Annotated in this window: 10 protein-coding genes; 4 read left to right on the forward strand and 6 right to left on the reverse strand. The window is 73.0% G+C overall.

The window, feature by feature from the left end:
* The first annotated feature begins 23 nt into the window (after window positions 1-23).
* The 3 genes from FRZ03_RS10380 (at window position 24) to FRZ03_RS10390 (ending at window position 3,915) form a co-directional block, all read left to right on the forward strand.
* On the forward strand, window positions 24-1,118 hold the full coding sequence (locus FRZ03_RS10380) for a PLP-dependent cysteine synthase family protein (protein ID WP_146464852.1): 1,095 nt from the start codon (window positions 24-26) through the stop codon (window positions 1,116-1,118).
* Complete coding sequence (locus tag FRZ03_RS10385) at window positions 1,115-2,371, forward strand: MFS transporter (protein ID WP_146464853.1); 1,257 nt, start codon at window positions 1,115-1,117, stop codon at window positions 2,369-2,371. The genes FRZ03_RS10380 and FRZ03_RS10385 overlap by 4 nt, the downstream gene beginning before the upstream one ends.
* A 179-nt stretch (window positions 2,372-2,550) precedes the next feature.
* Window positions 2,551-3,915, forward strand: a complete 1,365-nt coding sequence (locus FRZ03_RS10390) for an alkaline phosphatase (RefSeq protein WP_146464854.1) — start codon at window positions 2,551-2,553, stop codon at window positions 3,913-3,915.
* A gap of 17 nt (window positions 3,916-3,932) precedes the next feature.
* Here FRZ03_RS10390 and FRZ03_RS10395 read toward each other — a convergent pair whose 3' ends face one another.
* The 3 genes from FRZ03_RS10395 to FRZ03_RS10405 all read right to left on the reverse strand — a co-directional run bounded on the left by FRZ03_RS10395 (window position 3,933) and on the right by FRZ03_RS10405 (window position 7,144).
* The gene (locus FRZ03_RS10395; protein ID WP_146464855.1) at window positions 3,933-4,700 is read right to left on the reverse strand and encodes a thioesterase II family protein; all 768 of its coding nucleotides are present in this window, start codon (window positions 4,698-4,700) and stop codon (window positions 3,933-3,935) included.
* A gap of 98 nt (window positions 4,701-4,798) precedes the next feature.
* Window positions 4,799-6,409 carry a GMC oxidoreductase gene (locus FRZ03_RS10400; protein ID WP_146464873.1) on the reverse strand — a complete coding sequence of 537 codons (1,611 nt, stop codon included), beginning with the start codon at window positions 6,407-6,409 and terminating at the stop codon, window positions 4,799-4,801.
* A 156-nt stretch (window positions 6,410-6,565) separates the two neighbouring features.
* Window positions 6,566-7,144, reverse strand: coding sequence for a LuxR C-terminal-related transcriptional regulator (locus tag FRZ03_RS10405; protein ID WP_146464856.1), 579 nt, complete (start codon window positions 7,142-7,144; stop codon window positions 6,566-6,568).
* A 443-nt stretch (window positions 7,145-7,587) separates the two neighbouring features.
* Between FRZ03_RS10405 and FRZ03_RS10410 the strand changes: the two genes are divergently transcribed.
* Window positions 7,588-10,968: an AfsR/SARP family transcriptional regulator gene (locus FRZ03_RS10410; RefSeq protein WP_146464857.1), complete on the forward strand. Its 3,381-nt coding sequence runs from the start codon at window positions 7,588-7,590 to the stop codon at window positions 10,966-10,968.
* 73 nt (window positions 10,969-11,041) lie between these two features.
* On the opposite strand, the gene FRZ03_RS10415 is transcribed toward FRZ03_RS10410, so the two are convergent.
* The 3 genes from FRZ03_RS10415 to FRZ03_RS10425 form a co-directional block, all read right to left on the reverse strand.
* A complete protein-coding gene (locus FRZ03_RS10415) occupies window positions 11,042-11,236 on the reverse strand; it encodes a ferredoxin (RefSeq protein ID WP_146464858.1) in 195 nt (64 codons plus the stop codon).
* A gap of 58 nt (window positions 11,237-11,294) precedes the next feature.
* Window positions 11,295-12,509, reverse strand: coding sequence for a cytochrome P450 (locus tag FRZ03_RS10420; RefSeq protein WP_146464859.1), 1,215 nt, complete (start codon window positions 12,507-12,509; stop codon window positions 11,295-11,297).
* Window positions 12,510-12,581: 72 nt separating this feature from the next.
* Window positions 12,582-13,737, reverse strand: a 1,156-nt coding sequence (locus tag FRZ03_RS10425; RefSeq protein ID WP_261398837.1) for a cytochrome P450, incomplete at its 5' end; no start/stop codon positions are given.

Consider the following 13,737-nt stretch of genomic DNA (forward strand, 5'->3'; position numbering starts at 1 on the left):
GCCGGCCGGAGGAGAAGCACGCCATGAACCACCCCTGCCCCACGGCACCGCACACACCCGCCGGCCTCGTCGGCGACACCCCGCTCCTGTGGATCGGCGCGCCCTTCGCCGCGGCCGGCCGCGGCTTCTGGGCCAAACTCGAAGGCCACAACCCCGGCGGCATCAAGGACCGCGCCGCCCTGCACATGGTCCGCGCCGCCCGCGAGAGCGGCCGGCTCGCGCCCGGTGCCCGCGTCATCGAGTCCACCTCCGGCACCCTCGGCCTCGGCCTGGCCCTGGCCGGCGCGGCGTACGGGCATCCGGTCACCGTCGTCACCGACCCCGGCATGGAGCCGCTGATGGCCGGTCTGCTCGCCGCCCACGGCGCCCGGGTCGACCTCGTCACCGAGCCCCACCCGGAAGGCGGCTGGCAGGAGGCCCGGCGGCGGCGCGTCGAGGAACTGCTCGCCGGCCATCCGGGCGCCTGGTGCCCGGACCAGTACAACAACCCCGACAACGTCGCGGCCTACGCCCCGCTCGCCCGGGAACTCGTCGCCCAGTTGGGCCGCGTCGACACCCTGGTCGTCTCCGTCGGCACCGGAGGCCACTCGGCCGGCATCGGTTCCGTGCTGCGCGGCCGCTTCCCCGGACTGCGGATCGTCGGGGTGGACAGCACCGGCTCGACGATCTTCGGCCAGCCCGCCGCCGCCCGGCTCATGCGCGGCCTGGGCTCCAGCATCCACCCCCGCAACGTGGCCTACGGCCTCTTCGACGAGGTCCACTGGGTCTCCGCACCGGAAGCCGTGTGGGCCGCCCGCCTGCTGGCCCGCGACCACTACGCCACCGGCGGCTGGAGCGTCGGTGCCGTCGCCCTCGTCGCCCGCTGGCTGGCCCGTACCCTGCCGCCGGGGAACCGGATCGTCACGGTCTTCCCCGACGGACCGCAACGCTACGTCGGCACGGTCTTCGACGACGCCTACTGCCGCCGCCACGACCTCCTCGGGCATCCGCCCGCCGACGACCCCGACGAGATCTCCCACAGCGGGGAGCGCGCCGTCACCCGCTGGACGCGGTGCACACGCGTCGCCGACCCCCTCGGCGGTTCCGGCCGCCCCGGCCTCGCGGGAGCCGCCCGGTGAGGCACCTGTGGCGGCAGACCCGCTCCTTCCCGCCCGGCGCACGGCTGATGATGGCCAATCAGTTCGCCATCAACCTCGCCTTCTACATGCTCATGCCCTACCTCGCCGCCCATCTGTCCGACGAGCTCGGGCTGGCCGCCTGGGCGGTCGGGCTCGTCCTCGGCGTGCGCAACTTCTCCCAGCAGGGCATGTTCCTCGTCGGCGGCACGCTCGCCGACCGCCTCGGCCCGAAGATCCCCATCATGGCCGGGTGCCTGCTGCGCACCCTCGGCTTCGCCCTGCTCGGCTGGGTCGACGACCTGCCCGCGCTGATCGCGGCGTCCGCCGCGACGGGCTTCGCCGGCGCCCTGTTCAACCCGGCGGTGCGCGCCCACCTCGCCGCCCAGGCAGGCGAGCGGCGGGTGGACGCCTTCGCCACCTTCAACGTCTACTACCAGGCGGGCATGCTGCTCGGCCCGGTGCTGGGACTCGCCCTGCTGGCCGCCGACTTCCGGCTGGTGTGCACGGTCGCGGCCGGCATCTTCGCCCTGCTCACCCTGTTGCAGTGGCGCGCGCTGCCGGCCCGTCCGCGGCCCACCGGGGACGGCGGGCAGGGCGGTGTGCTCGCGCAGTGGCGCGGCGTCGTGGCCAACCGGCCGTTCCTGCTCTTCTCCGCGGCGATGACCGGCTCGTACGTGCTGGGCTTCCAGGTGTATCTCGCGCTGCCGCTCGCGGCGACCGACTTCCTCGGCGCCGGCGGCACGGCGGTCACCAGCGGGCTGTTCGTCGTCTCGGCGGCGGTCGCCGTCGTGGGTCAGCTCCGGCTGACGGGCTGGGCCAGAAAGCGCTGGCAACCCGGTACGGCCCTGGTCCGCGGGCTAACGGCGATGGGGCTCGCGTTCGTGCCGCTCGCCCTCGGCCCACGGCAGTCCCCGACGGCCGTGCTGGTGGCGCTCGTCGCGGCCGTGGTCCTGCTGGCCGTGGGGTCCTCGGTCGTCTATCCCTTCGAGATGGACACGGTCGTCGCCCTGTCCGGGGGCCGCCTGGTCGCCACCCACTACGGCTTCTACAACACCGTCTCCGGCCTGGGCATCACCCTGGGCAACCTCGGTACGGGAGCCCTCTGGGACCACACCCGGCGCCTCGACGCCACGTGGCTGACCTGGGCGGCCCTGACCGCGACCGGCGCGGCCTGCGCCACGGCGGTCGCGGCGCTCGCCCGCAGCGGACGCCTCGCCGCACCACGCCCGCAGCCGGAGCCCGTTGTGGCATGAGCGCCGTAACCGCCCGTGCCCGAAGGGGCCTTGTTCACCACGGAGCCCTCCGGGCACGGGCGTCATGACGCGGCTACGCGCACACGACCGGCCGTTTACCCCTGCTTTGCCGGCGCATGGTGATCTGATGCCCGTTCGGCCGACGCGGCCGATCACCGGACGCCCCGAGGAGTCATTTCATGCACAGAGCCACCCGCCGCCGTCTGACGCTCGCCACCGCGCTCGTCGCCGCGACCACGGCCGCCGTCGCGGTCACCACCTCCGCAGGTGCCTTCGACTCCAAGGAGCAGGCGCGGAAGGCGATCCAGGGCGGACAGGCGAAGAACGTCATCCTGCTCATCGGCGACGGCATGGGCGACTCGGAGATCACCCTCGCCCGTGACTACACCGTGGGCGCGGGCGGCCGCCTGAACATGGACCGGTTCCCGCTCACCGGCGCCTACACCACGTACGCGGTGCACGCCGACGGCAGCCCCGACTACGTCACCGACTCCGCCGCCAGCGGCACCGGCTGGGCCACCGGTGTGAAGACGGTGAACGGGCGCATCTCCAAGACCCCGGGCACCGACAAGCCGGTGCGCACCCTCCTGGAGCTGGCCCAGCGCAACGGATACGCCACCGGCGACGTCACCACCGCCGAACTCACCGACGCCACCCCGGCCGTGCTCGCCGCCCACGCCACCGACCGCTCCTGCCAGGGCCCGGCGGACATGGCCAAGTGCCCGAGCGACACGATCGCGGCCGGCGGACCGGGCTCGATCGCGGAGCAGGAGGTCGGTCACCAGGTCGACGTCCTGCTCGGCGGCGGCAGGCAGCGCTTCGACCAGACGATCACCGAGGGCAAGTACAAGGGCAGGACCGTCACCCAGCAGGCGCGGGAGCTGGGTTACCAGGTCGTCACCGACGACGCGTCCCTGAAGGCGGCCGAGGCGGGCCGGCCGGTCCTCGGTCTCTTCGCCCCGGGCAATGTGCCCACCGAGTGGACCGGCAAGGCCGCGGCGGTCGGCGGCACGGCCCCGCAGCGGTGCGTCACCGCCAACCCGAACCGTCCCGCCACCACCCCGAGCCTCGCCGACTCCGCCGCCACGGCGATCCGGTTGCTGGAGGCCAAGCAGAGGGCGAACCACTCCAAGAAGGGCTTCTTCCTCCAGGTCGAGGGCGCCTCGATCGACAAGCAGGACCACGCCGCCGACCCCTGCGGCCAGATCGGTGAGACCGCGGCCTTCGACCGCGCGGTGAAGGTGGCCCGCGACTACGCGGCCACGCACCCCGACACGCTCGTCGTGACCACCGCCGACCACGGTCACACCAGCCAGATCGTGCCGCTGGAGGCCACCCCGCCGGGACTGTCCGCCACGCTGGTCACCGACGAGGGCGGCCAGTTGAAGGTGAACTACTCCACCAACACCCCGGGGCAGTCCCAGGAGCACACCGGCACCGAGGTCCGCATCGCCGCCCAGGGGCCGCTGGCCTACCGGGTTCTCGGCGTCACCGACCAGACCGACCTGTTCACCACGGTCCGCGAGGCGCTGCGACTGCGCTGACCGCGCCGGCGCGGCGCTCAGCGCGGGGCGGGCGCCGCCAGCCGGGAGGTCATCAGCCGGATGATCTCCGGCTGGTGCCGGGCCAGGAAGAAGTGGCCGCCCGGGAAGACCTCCAGGGTGAAGGGGCCTGCGGTGTGTTCGGACCAGGCGGCGGCCTCCGGCAGGGTGACCTTGGGGTCGTCGTCGCCGACGAGGCAGGTCACGGGGCAGCTCAGGGGCGGTCCGGGTGCCCAGACGTAGGTCTCGGCGGCGCGGTAGTCGGCCCGGACGGCCGGGAGGACCATCCGCAGCACCTCCTCGTCGCCCAGCAGTTGGGGGTCGGTGCCGCTCAGCGCGCGCATCTCGGCGACCAGGCCGTCGTCGTCGCGCAGATGGACGGTCTCCTCGCGGTGTGCGGACGGGGCGGGGCGGCCGGAGACGAAGAGGGCGGCGGGTGAGACGCCCCGCTCCCGCTCCAGCCGCCGGGCGATCTCGTAGGCGAGCGAGGCGCCCATGCTGTGGCCGAACAGAGCGAGGGGCCGGTCGGTCCAGGGCAGCAGCGCCTCGTAGACCTGCCCGGCGAGCGCCGGTACGGAGTCCAGGAGCGGTTCGCCGCGGCGGTCCTGGCGGCCGGGGTACTGCACGCACAGCACCTCGATGTCCTCGGGCATGGACCGGGACACCGGGAAGTAGAAGCCGGCGGAGCCCCCTGCGTGGGGCAGGCACACCAGCCGGACGCGGGCGTCGGGGCGCGGGTGGAACCGGCGGACCCACAGGCCGTTGTCCTCGGGGAGCGGGGAGTTCACGGGGTCATTCCCTTTCGGTTCGGGTTCGCCCGCCCACCGCGGGCGGAGCGCTCGCCGGTCCGCGGGGAGGGGCAGGGGGCCTCGCCCCTCCCCGCGTGTCAGGAGGCCGTGACGTCCTCCTTGATGACGCGCTCGGCATTGCGCTCCGCCAGCGCCGTGATGGTCACGAACGGGTTGACGCCGATGCTGCCCGGGATGAGCGAGCCATCGGTCACGTAGAGGTTCCTGTGGCCGGCGACGCGGCCGTAGGCGTCGGTGGCCTTGCCGAGGACGCAGCCGCCGAGCGGGTGGTAGCAGAAGTCGTCGGCGAAGGCCTTGATCTGCTTGCCGAACAGGTCGTACCGGTAGACGGTGGCGTTGGCCGCGTTGACCCGGTCGAACAGCGACTTCGCGGCCGCGACGGCGGGCGTGTTCTGGTCCCGGGTCCAGCGCAGGTCCGCGCGGTCCTTGGCGGCGTCGTAGACGAAGGTGCCGCGCTCCGGGTTCTTGGTGATGGCCAGGTAGAGGCTGACCCAGGTCTCGATGCCCGCCGGCAGCAGGGCGATCTCGGCGAAGACGGGGCCGGCCGGGTTGTCCCAGTCGTCGATGCCGAGGGCGGGGATCGAGGACTGGTGGGCGCCCGTGGGGTTCCACACGTGGTTGGCGCGGGCGGTCATGATGTTGCCGTTGGGGCCCCAGCCGCGGCCGATCTCGGGGCTGAGCCCGGGCAGGGTGCCGGTCTCCCGGGCGCGCAGCAGCAGTTCGGTGGAGCCGAGGCTGCCGGCGCCGAGGAAGAGGTGGCGGCAGGCGATCTCCTTGGTCGCGAGCAGTTCGCCGTCGGCGTCCTTCTGCTCGACGGTCAGCAGATAGGTGCCGTCGTTCCCCTGCCGGATCGTTCTGACCTGGTGCAGGGTCTCGATGGTGACCTTGCCGGTGCCCAGGGCGGCCGCCAGACAGCTCTTGTCGAGCGAGACCTTGCCGTGGTTGTTGCCGTAGATGACCTCGCCGGCCAGCGCGGACTTCGGCGCCGAGCCGTCGGCCTCCCGGCGCATGTGGTCCCAGTCGTAGACGTTGGGCACGAAGGTGGTCCTCAGGCCCGCGTTCCCGGCCTGCTCGCGCGAGACGCGCGCGAACCGGTACCAGTCGGTCCGCTCGAACCAGCCCTGGTCGATGCTGTTGACCCGCAGGGTGGCGTTGGCGCGTGGGAAGTACGTGGTGTACATCTCGTCGGCGTCGACCTGGGGCAGCACCTCCTCGAAGTAGGAGCGCCGGGGCGTGACCGCCATGCCGCCGTTGACGAGCGAGCCCCCGCCCACACCGCGTCCCACGTACACGGACATCTGGTCGAAGTCGACCCGGTCCAGCACACCCGCGTAGGGATCGATGTCCCGGTTGACGAGGTCCAGCCACAGGAAGGAACCGAGCGGGGCCTCGGTGCGCGTCTTGAACCAGCTGGAGCGCTTGTCGGGCTTGAGCATCCCGCAGAATATGCTGCCGTCCGGGCCGGGCCGGTTCCACAGTCGGCCCATCTCCAGCATCAGGGTGGGCACTCCTGCCTCGCCGAGGCGCAGGGCGGTCACGGCCGCGCCGTACCCGGTGCCGACCACGACGGCGGGGACGAACGTGCCGCCGAGGCCGCCGCTCGCGGTGGCGGCGGCCGCCCGGGGGGCCGCGGTGATGGTCGTCCGCCCCGCGATCGCGGCGGCGCCCAGGGCCGCGAGGCCGAGCATGCGGCGGCGCGGCAGCGGCTGGTGTGCGTTCACGCTTGTGGTTCTCCTGAGTCGGGGATGAGGTGAGGGGGGAACAGGGCCGTCGGGGCGGCACGACACGGCCCGCTCGCGCCGTGCCACGGGCTGCCGGGCGCTCGGGGAGCGCCCGGTGAGCGGTCACTTCACGAAGTCGTCCACGACCTCGGGCGGCCAGGTGCCGACCTTGAGCACGCCCATGGAGTAGGCGCGGGAGACCAGCGCGGTGCGGTTGGGCACCTTCAACTTCCGCAGCAGGCAGGTCACGTGGTACTCGACGCCCTGCCGGCTGAGGTAGAGGCTCGCCGCGAGGGGGACGGTGGAGACGCCGGCGGCGATGCCTTCGAGGATGCGCGCGTCCATGGCGGAGAGGATCTTCTTTCGCCTGGTCACCACGCCCGTCCCCTCGGCGTCCCCGGCCGTGGGCATCATGACCAGGATCGCGGTCGTGTCGGGCAGTCCGCCGCGCACCGCGACCGCGGTGAGGGGGACGGTGAAGGCGGACTCGTCGCCGGGTCCGACGGCGATGACGGGCGTGACGAATCGCTGGTGCTTACCCTCCAGCAAATTGGAGAATTGTCGTACTAACGGCTGTTGCACGCTCGGGTGCACCACGTCGCGGAAATTCCGGCCGCATATGTCTTGGGACGAGCTGTTGAACTGCCGGAAGAACTCCTGGTTCGCCTGTTGGATGGTCAGAGTTCTGTCGAGACTTGCCATGCACAGGCCCGGAGCTGCAAGTGCTGGACTCAGCAAGAGTGGGCTCCCTGTCGGAAAACGTGACGATGAAATCTTTCGGCGGCTGGTGCGCGGCCGTGGTGGCCGTCGACAGGGGCGCCATCGGCCCTGAGACCAGCAGAATCACCAGGTGAGGACATCGTGCGCCACCGACCTTGCGGGCTCCTTGCCGAGCCGCCGGCGGTACCTTGCCGTCATCCGCCATCGTTTTTCGGACCCTCTGTCGGAATACTTGCCCAACACCTGCCGCTTTCTTGCCAATCGATGGGCATCCGACCTGGAAGGCACTTTCCCCATGCCATGATCCACAGGGGGGACGGCGCGAGTCCGACCAGCTCGAAACCGCCCCTGAGACAGTCATGCCCGAGAGAACGATGGGGAACGTCATGCCCGCAGCCGAGCTCTTGCTGAACGTTCTGGGGCCCATGTCGGCGCGACATCACGGGCGTGATCTGCCCCTCGGCCCGCCCCGCCGCCGAACCCTGCTCGCCCTGCTGCTGATCCGCCTGGGCCGTGTGGTGCCCACCGAACTCCTCGTCGAGGAACTCTGGGGCGACGAACCACCCCGCCGCGCCGTCGCCACGCTCCAGAGCCACGTCTCCCATCTGCGCCGGGCGCTGGAGCCTACGGGTGAATCAGGCCATATTTCGGTGCTGCGTCACCGGATGCCCGGTTACGTCCTCGACCTCGACCCCGAACAAGTGGACGCCTGCCGCTTCGAGCGTCTGGTCACCGACGGACGGCGACTGCTGGAACAGCGTGATCCGCGCACCGCGCGGGCCCGGCTCACCGAGGCCCTGGGACTGTGGCGCGGCTCGCCCTACGCGGAGTTCGACAGTCATCCGCCGCTCAGCGACGAGTGCGCCCGGCTCGAACAGATCCGGCTCACCGCCGTGGAGTCCTGCGCGGAGGCGCGGCTGGCGCTCGGCGCCGCCGAGGAGGTCGCCGCCGAGTTGGACGGGGAGGCCCGCCGGCATCCCACCCGGGAGCGGCTGGTCGGCCACCTCATGACGGCGCTGTCCCGGCTCGGGCGGCAGGCGGAGGCACTGGAGGTGTACGAGCGCACGCGCAGTCATCTGGTCGAGGAGTTCGGCGTGGACACCGCGGCCGAGCTGCGCCGGGTCAGGCACGCGATCCTGCGCCAGGAGCCGGGAGCGAGCGCCCCCTCGGAGCGGCCGGGCCGCGCGCCCCTCGGTCCCACCGGCACCTCCTACGCCCCGCTCGCGCGGCACGAGCCCGGCGCCGGCCGGGCCCCGGGTCCCGGGCGCGGCGGGGCGGGCCGCTCCGGCGCGGCCGTCGCCCCCACGGGCACGGGGACCGCCAGACACCCGCGGGTGTCCGCCGACGTGCCGCCGGGCGCGCGGGCGGACGCCGCACAGGCCGGGGCGGCCCCGTGGCGGCCCGCGCCCTGGCCGGGGCACGAGCCGGCGGCCGCCGCGGGGACCGGTGAGGCCGCCGACCCCGAGCCGGGATGGGCGGGGACCCCCTCGCCGTTCACCGGTCGCGGGCAGGAGCTCGACCGGCTGACGACCGCCGCCGCGAGCGCGGTCGTGGGCCACGGCCATGTGGCCGGCGTGCTCGGTCCCCCGGGCGTCGGAAAGACCCGCTTGTTACTCGAACTCGCGGCGCGTCTGGAGAACCTGGGCGCCCAGGGGAAGGGCCCCGGCCTCGAAGTGGTCTGGGGCCACTGCTTCCCCGGCGAGGGCGTCCCCGCCTACTGGCTGTGGTCCCAGATCCTGCGGCGGCTGTCCGCCACCCGGCCGGACGCCTTCCGGGAGGCGACGCAGCCGTACGACTCCCTGCTCACGGCGCTGATGCCGGAGCGGCCGCCGGCCGGGGCCGACGGCCGTGGCCGGACCTTCGACTGGTGCCGGGCGCGCTTCCTCGCCCACGACGCCCTGTGCGAGGTGCTGCTCGCCCTCGCCGGGCAACGCCCCCTCGTGCTGCTCCTCGAGGATCTGCAGTGGGCGGACGCCGCCTCCCTCGACCTGCTGCGGCTGCTGGGCACCCGCTGCCAGGGCCGGCCGCTCGGCATCGTGCTCACCGCACGGGAGTTCGAGGCCGAGTCGGACGCGACGCTGCGCCGGATGGTCTCCGACGTGCTGCGCGGTCCCCGCACCGAGACGCTGCGGCTGTCCGGGCTCTCCCCGGCGGCCGTCGGCGCCCTCGTCGAGGCCCACGCGGGAGCCGGGGTGGACCCGAAGGTGATCGAGGTGCTGCACCGGCGCAGCGAAGGCAATCCGTACTTCGTGACGCAGCTGCTCTCTCTCGTGGGTGACGCGCGTGAACTCCACCAGCCGGACGCGGTCGACGCGCTCCTCGCGCACATTCCCGCCGGGGTGCGCGAGGCGCTGCGCCAGCGGTTCGCCGCGTTACCGGAGCCGGTGCTCGGGGTGCTCCGGCTGTGCGCCGTCATCGGCGCGGAGGTGGACACGGACCTGCTGCACCGGACCGCGACACCGGACGAACCGGTCGTCGCCGGGCTGGAGTCGGCCATCCGGGCCGGACTGCTCGGGGAGGACCCGCGCCGTCCGGGGCGGCTGCACTTCGCGCACGCCCTGGTCCAGGAGGCCCTCGTCGACGAACTGCCCCGGGAGGACCGCCACCGCCTGCACGCCCGGATCGCGGACGCGCTGCGTGCCCGCAGGCGCGGCCAGGTCGAGGACGAGGAGGTCGAGCGGGTCGCCCACCACAGCTGGCACGCCAAGAGCGCGCTGCCCGCGGCCGAGGTGCTGCCCCGGCTGCTGCTCGCCGCCGAACACGCCGAGCAGTCGATGGCGTACGAGCAGGTGGAGACCTGGCTGCGGCGCGCGGTGCACCTGGTCGGGTCCCTGCCACCGGACGACTCCGCCACGGTGCGGCTGGAGCAGAAGCTGCACACCCAGCTCGGCCAGGTGCTCGCCACCACGCGCGGCTACGGCGACCACGAGGCCGAGACGGCGCTGTCCCGCGGCCGTGCGCTGAACGCGGCCACGCGTGCCCCCGAGGACCCGTCGGTGGTCTGGGCGCTGTGCGCGGCGCACCTGGTCACCGGCCGTTACGACACCTCGCGACAGCTGTCCGGCCTGCTCCGGGAGATCGCGCGGCAGACCCGGGAGCCCGTGGCGGCGCTCGGTGCGGCGTACGGCGAGGGCATCGTGCTGCATGTGCGCGGGATGCTGCCGCAGGCGCTCGCCGAGCTGGAGCGCGGGGTCGGCATGGCGGACCGGCTGGTCGGCGAGGGTCATGCGCTGGCCCGTACGTTCCAGCACGACCCGCGCGTCTCCTGCCGTTCCTACGACACCTTCACCCACTGGCTCCTCGGCCACCGGGGGACCGCCAGCGCGCGCCGGCGTGAGCTGCTGAACCTCACCGAGTACGACAGCAGGCCGTCCGACCGCTCGTTCGCGTTGTACGTGGACGGGGTCGTGGCGGCCTGGGAGGGCGACACCCGCACCGCCCTCGTGGCGAGCGACGAGGGTGTCCGGGTCGCCGGCCAGTACGGGCTGCTCTACTGGAAGGCGATGCTCGGCGTCGTCAGGGGGTGGGGCCTGGCGCACGCGGGAGACCACGACGAGGGCCTCGACCTGATGCATGCCTCGCTGGCCGAACTGGGCCGGTCCAGGACGTGCTTACGGCATCCGCTGCACCTGGGCCTGCTGGGCCAGGCGCAGCACCTGGGCGGCCGGACCGAGGAGGCGAGGGACACGTTCCGGACGCTGCTGGCCGCCGTCGAACAGCGCCGTGAACGCGTGTACCTCCATCCGGCGCTGCCCGCGACCCCGTTGCTGCACGAACTGCTGGGGCACGGCTCCGGGTCCCCGTAACGCGGCGGGAACGGGTGAGCGGTGGCCCCGGGATTCCGGGAGCCACCGCTCGCGCAGGTGCGGCCGGCGCCGTTCAGTCCTCGGTGACGGTGACCGCCTGTACCGGGCAGGCCAGGGGCACGTCGCGCACGCGCGGGTCCCCGGCACCGTCCTCCTGTCCCGGCACCAGGGCGACGAGCGCGTCGTCGTCCTGGGTGAAGACGCCGGGTGCGGTCATGACGCACTGGCCGGAGCCGATGCACCGGTCGCGGTCGATGGTGATGCGCATGACGTGGGCCGCCCTTCTTCCTTCCGCTGCTGACGCCTGGTTCGTCACCAATGGCCGGTCACCACGTGACGGGCAGTTCGATCGGGCCCTGGGCGTCGTGGCCCGCCTTGATGGGGACCTGGTCCAGGGGCACGGCCGGCCGCAGCCCGGGGATGCGGGCGAACAGGGAGCCCAGGGCGATCTCCAGTTCGGCGCGGGCGAGGTTCTGCCCGAGGCACTGGTGGATGCCGTGGCCGAAGCCGACGTGGTGGCGCGCGTTGCGCCGGGCGTCGAAGACGTCGGGGTCCTGGTACGCCGTGGCGTCGCGGTTCATCAGCGTGATGGAGACCAGCACCGCGTCCCCGGCCCTGACGGTCTCGCCGCCGACCTCGATCTCCTCCGTGGCCATCCGGACCAGGTAGTCGGAGACGGAGGTGAACCGCAGCAGTTCCTCGACCGCGCGCGGCACCGCGTCGGGGTCGCTCAGCAGCACGTCGATCTGTTCGGGGTGCTGCATGAGCGTGAGGGCGCCGAGGGCGATCGCGTTGACGGTGGTCTCGTGGCCGGCCACCAGCAGGACCAGCGCGATCATGACCACCTCGTCGTGGTCGAGGCCGCCCTCCTCCAGCTGGCGGGCGATCAGTTCGTCCAGCAGGCCGTCACCGGGCTCGGCCTGCTTCTTGGCGACCAGGCCGTGCAGGTACGTGTACAGCTGGGCGAAGGCCGCGTCGGCCTCCCCGGACGTCGCGGCGCCCACGAAGTCGCGGGAGCACTCCTCGAAGAAGTCGTGGTCGCCGTAGGGGACGCCGAGCAGTTCGCAGATCGCCATGGAGGGCACCGGCAGCGCGAAGGCCGACACCAGGTCGACGACCGGCCCGTTCGCCAGCATGTCGTCCAGGAGCCGGTCGACCAGGTCCTGCAGCCTGGGGCGGATCGCGTTCATGCGCTTGACGCCGAAGCTGGGGATCAGCATGCGCCGCTGCCGGGCGTGCAGCGGGTCGTCGACGCCGATCAGCGGGAAGGCGAGCCCGCCGCGGCCTTCGGTGCGCCGGACGACGACGGGGAAGACCGGGTGCCCCCAGTCGGAGGACAGACGGGGGTCGGCGAGCAGCGCCCGTCCCTCGGCGTGCCCGGTGATCAGCCACGCCGGCCGCCCGTCGAACAACGTGACCCTGGTCAGCGGGCGGTCGCCCCGCCACCGCGTGTACGCCTCCGGCGGCTGGTAGGGGCAGGTCCGGTCCTGCGGGAAGGGCGGGGCCGACGGCGCGGGGCGGCTGATGTCGGTCTCGGTCATGTCGTGCCTTTCGGGCGGTCGGCGGTGCGGTCGTTCACCGGTTGGTACGGGGCCACGGGGAGCGGGCGGGGCTCACCAGGTGACGGGCAGCTCGTGGACGCCGTAGAAGACCATGTCGGTGCGGAAGCGCAGCTCCGACACGGGCTTGGCCAGGCGCAGGGTCGGGAAGCGCCGGAACAGGCTCTCGAAGACGATCTGGAGCTCGATGCGGGCGAGTTGCTGGCCGATGCACTGGTGCGCGCCGAAGCCGAACGCCAGGTGGGGGGCGGGGCGGCGGGTGATGTCGAAGCGCTCCGGGTCGTCCACGAACGCGGGGTCGAAGTCGGCGGCGAGGACGTGCGCGACGACCTGCTCGCCCGCGGCGATGCGCACGCCGCCCAGCTCCACGTCCCGGGTGGCGACGCGCTCGCCGCCGAACTGGCCGATGGTGAGGTAGCGCAGCAGTTCCTCGACCGCGTTGCCGACCAGCGAGGGGTCCTCGCGCAGCAGGGCCAGCTGGTCGGGGCGGTCGAGGAGCAGCGCCGCCCCGAGGCCGATCATGCAGGCGGTGGTGTCGTGGGCCGCGATCAGCAGGGTGCCCGCGGCGTTCATGAGGAACATGTCGTCGACGACGCCGTCGGGGTCCTCGGTGGTGATCAGCGCCGAGATCAGGTCGTCCCCGGGGTCGCCGCGGCGCTCCTGGACGAGCTGGTGGAGCAGGCCGCCCAGCCGCATGCCGGCGGCCTCGGTGGCGGCGGCGTCCTGGTCGACCCGCATCATCGCCTCGGCGATCTCCTGGAACTCCGCCCGGCGTTCGACCGGGACGCCGAACAGGTCGGAAATCACCATCGAGGGCACCGGGTTGGCGAAGGTCTTCACCAGGTCGACCGGGCCGCCCTGGGCCTCGATGGCGTCGAGGTGCTCGTCGACGATGCGCTGGATGTTCGGCCGTAACGCCTGCATGCGGCGGACGGTGAACTCCTTGGCGAGCAGCTTGCGGTCCGTGGTGTGTTCCGGTTCGTCCTGCCACAGCAGGCTGCCGCGGCCGGGCTTCTGGGTGACGACGCCGTCCTGGGTGTGCAGCGCGTGGGGCACCCGGACGCTGAAGGAGGGGTCGCGCAGCAGGGCGCGGACCTCCTCGTAGCCGGTCACCAGCCAGGCCTCGTGGCCGCTGGTGAAGGTGGCCCGGGTCACCGGGGCGGCGGCGCGGACGCCGGCGATGCCGTCCGGCGGCAGGAACGGGCAGCTG

Origin of the sequence: Streptomyces misionensis, assembly GCF_007896895.1 — a bacterium.
Taxonomy (GTDB): domain Bacteria; phylum Actinomycetota; class Actinomycetes; order Streptomycetales; family Streptomycetaceae; genus Streptomyces; species Streptomyces misionensis_A.

Bases quoted from the DNA above. Each gene is read 5' to 3' on its own strand.
- FRZ03_RS10420 (WP_146464859.1), bottom strand. From the start codon at position 12,509: ATGACCGAGACCGACATCAGCCGCCCCGCGCCGTCGGCCCCGCCCTTC.
- FRZ03_RS10380 (WP_146464852.1), top strand. From the start codon at position 24: ATGAACCACCCCTGCCCCACGGCACCGCACACACCCGCCGGCCTCGTC.
- FRZ03_RS10405 (WP_146464856.1), bottom strand. From the start codon at position 7,144: ATGGCAAGTCTCGACAGAACTCTGACCATCCAACAGGCGAACCAGGAG.
- FRZ03_RS10415 (WP_146464858.1), bottom strand. From the start codon at position 11,236: ATGCGCATCACCATCGACCGCGACCGGTGCATCGGCTCCGGCCAGTGC.
- FRZ03_RS10400 (WP_146464873.1), bottom strand. From the start codon at position 6,409: ATGCTCGGCCTCGCGGCCCTGGGCGCCGCCGCGATCGCGGGGCGGACG.
- FRZ03_RS10410 (WP_146464857.1), top strand. From the start codon at position 7,588: ATGTCGGCGCGACATCACGGGCGTGATCTGCCCCTCGGCCCGCCCCGC.
- FRZ03_RS10390 (WP_146464854.1), top strand. From the start codon at position 2,551: ATGCACAGAGCCACCCGCCGCCGTCTGACGCTCGCCACCGCGCTCGTC.